This window comes from Methanofastidiosum sp. (assembly GCA_020854815.1).
In the GTDB taxonomy this organism is placed as follows: Archaea; Methanobacteriota_B; Thermococci; order Methanofastidiosales; family Methanofastidiosaceae; genus Methanofastidiosum.
The window spans coordinates 1-2801 of sequence record JAHKLW010000083.1 but is presented as its reverse complement, the minus strand read 5'-3'; the positions used below and the strand labels follow the sequence as shown (position 1 = coordinate 2801).

Below are 2801 nucleotides of genomic sequence, written 5' to 3'. Positions count from 1 at the left end.
GTTCAAACCTTTCTACACTAGACTCATTACCAGCTTCAGATAACTTACCATGAGAACCATCAATGGCAGGAGAAAGCTTTTTTAGTGATCTAGGAGTTATTAGCTTTGGGGAAGATGTTTTAACTCCACAAGGAGGTGAAGTAGGAGAGTGCGAAGAAGGTGAAAAGTCAATTGGAGACGCAATTGTAGAGGCCATAATAAAAGAAGACATTCCTAGAATAGAAAAATGTGTGAAAGAATTTAGTTCAAAATACGCAGGGCAATATGGCTTGAACCTCAGAGGAATAAAATCAATTAATAAAGAGATAGCTGAAATCTTGGTTAGTAAAAATATTAGTACTTTATATTGTAATGATATAATATCGATTAACAAAGAAGTGGCCGAAGCCTTAACAAAAGGAAGTATTAAATGATTAGTTCTCGACGGTCTAACATCAATTAATAAAGAAGTAGCAGAAGCCTTAACAAAAGGAAGCAATCTTGGATATTTGTATCTTAATGGAATGACATCAATTAATAAAGAAGTGGCCGAAGCCTTAACAAAAGGAAAGACTGTCTCTTTGTATCTTAACGGTCTAACAGAAATTGATTCAGAAACTGCAATCGCTTTAGGCAGTGGCAAGACAAGAGGGATATATTTAAACGGCTTAAAATCAATTAATTTAGACTCCATCAATGGTCTGACTTTAAAAACAGTGGAATTTTTGGCGATAGAAGGAATAACTTATATTAATAATGATATTGCCAAGGCTTTGATAACTTTTGAGACCCGGGAGTTCAGAAAGTTATTCGTAAGTGATCAAGTAAGAGGTATTATAGAAGCTGTTAAAGAAGGAAAAGATTGAGAAAAATATCCATGCATTATAACTCAAGCTTCTTTAAATCAAGATGGCAAAACAATAACAAAAACAGGGGACAATTTCTTAATTGATTTAGACAAAGAGCTTAAAGTCAAAGTTACTTTAGTTTGCAACGAAGGCGAATCAATAACAGCTCAATCTAGATTACAGGCATATTTTGGTTCAGATATTAGACAGGAACAGACAATAACATTTGAGAAAGATACGAAAGTCTTTACTCAAGAATTAACATTTTCAAGTGCTCAGCTTCAGGCGCAAAAAAATATAATTGAACGACCAGGAGTGCTTAATGTAAAATTTTATGATTTTGCTACACAAGAAGAATCCGAGCAAATAAGGCCCGTTGGAATTCTCTTTGAAGAAAAGCAAGAGCAAGCATTAAAGCTTTGCTATAAAATAGAAGGAAAAGAAGAAAAATGCATAGAAGGTAAAAACAGTGCTCTAGCACATACAAAAACAACAAAAGACACTCCAATAGTTTTTAGATGAGAAGCACAAAATTTTGACTTATGTTGACTATGAAATCCCAAAGATGAAAGAGTTGATCTTAAAGGAACAAGGACAATGGCTACCAGACAAAAAGATTTTGAAAACTTTGGAATTACTTGTAAGTACACCAAAAATGATGGCACAGCAATTCACCAAAGCTTAAACATACAAATAGAAGCAGAAGAAAAGACAGATGATAAATTTGATTTTAAAGTTGAAAACAAAACTATAGCATGCAAAGGAAAGGCAGAATTTTCATGAGAAATAGGAAGTAATTGAACGCGATGTGAAAAAGTAGAACCAGGCAATAAGGAATATTTTGATTCAACAGATTGAAATATTCAGGCAGGAGCAAAAGGTAGTGCAACAGTTAATTTTAAGGAAAACAATTCAGGTCAAGTTCAAAATTTAACATTTGGTATAAAATGCTACAAAGGTCATGGAGATGAATTAGGCGAAGAAAAGAAAATACAAATCAACTTAAATCAATGCGAAGCATCATCGCAGGTAAATGGGCCAAGCTGTACTAATGCAAACAACACGAGAAAAGCTTGTAATTTCGAAACAACTTTTAATAAAACAGTGGTTTTAAATTCTCGAGAAAATCCTGGATCAGGAACAATTAGTGGTTTGTTTAGAATTAACGAATGTGCTTGACCAGCAGCTGACCAACCAATTTATTTAAGAGCTAGCATTTATATTGATGGACATGAAATAAAATTGCCTCAAACTGGCAAAATAATTAATTCAAGTCTTGACAGAAAATGAGAAGTTAGCTTTGCAGATATATATGAGCAAGGTAGAAAAAATATATTGAGCACATTGTGAGACACAGACGGCAAGCCAACAGGCTATTCCGGTGCTCCAGTTAACTTCACTATAAAAGTAGATCAATGCCTTGATAAGGATTGTAAGCAAGTATGTAGTCATAATGAAAAAGGTCAAGTCATACAAGTGGTTTACGTAAGAGAGGATGCCTTACCAAAATATACGCTTATTGTAAAATCAAACCTAGGCACTCAATTTAAACTAACGAAATTAGAAGGAGGCAAAGAAATATTTTTAGGAGAACAAAATAAAGATACAGATAATTGAGAGGTGAAAGACATAACAAGAGGGCGATATGTTGTTTATGCGAAAAAACTAGTCAACAAGACGACAGAAGGATGAACAGAATCCAGAGATCACACAGGTTTTATGTATCGTATAATCGATTTAGCTGGTAATCAAACAGTAGAAATAAAATTTACAGATGTTGCTAGCAGTCAACCTGGAGAAAAAGTTGATCTTGATTGCGGGAGCACATATGAAGGAAGAATAAAAGTAATCGAAGACGCCATAAAAGATAATGGAATCGAGAAAATAGAAGAATGTGCAAAGGAGTGGCCTAATGATTATAATTTATTATATCTCAGCGGCCTAACATCAATCAATAAAGATATTGCTGAAGCT

At 33.8% G+C, this 2801-nt stretch carries 5 protein-coding genes; all 5 read left to right on the top strand.

Features of this window, described 5'->3' with window-relative positions; translation table 11 throughout:
* The first annotated feature begins 62 nt into the window (after nt 1–62).
* Nucleotides 63–413, top strand: a complete 351-nt coding sequence (locus tag KO464_09930; protein MCC7573683.1) for a hypothetical protein — start codon at nt 63–65, stop codon at nt 411–413.
* Between the two features lie 90 nt (nt 414–503).
* A complete protein-coding gene (locus KO464_09925) occupies nt 504–845 on the top strand; it encodes a hypothetical protein (protein ID MCC7573682.1) in 342 nt (113 codons plus the stop codon).
* Nucleotides 846–1142: 297 nt separating this feature from the next.
* Complete coding sequence (locus KO464_09920; GenBank protein ID MCC7573681.1) at nt 1143–1349, top strand: hypothetical protein; 207 nt, start codon at nt 1143–1145, stop codon at nt 1347–1349.
* 75 nt (nt 1350–1424) lie between these two features.
* Complete coding sequence (locus KO464_09915) at nt 1425–1610, top strand: hypothetical protein (GenBank protein ID MCC7573680.1); 186 nt, start codon at nt 1425–1427, stop codon at nt 1608–1610.
* Between the two features lie 936 nt (nt 1611–2546).
* Nucleotides 2547–2801: hypothetical protein (locus tag KO464_09910; GenBank protein MCC7573679.1), on the top strand; the 255-nt coding region annotated here is incomplete at its 3' end.

Coding starts and splice junctions, on each gene's coding strand:
- KO464_09915 (MCC7573680.1), top strand. CDS start 1,425: ATGGCTACCAGACAAAAAGATTTTGAAAACTTTGGAATTACTTGTAAG.
- KO464_09930 (MCC7573683.1), top strand. CDS start 63: ATGGCAGGAGAAAGCTTTTTTAGTGATCTAGGAGTTATTAGCTTTGGG.
- KO464_09925 (MCC7573682.1), top strand. CDS start 504: ATGACATCAATTAATAAAGAAGTGGCCGAAGCCTTAACAAAAGGAAAG.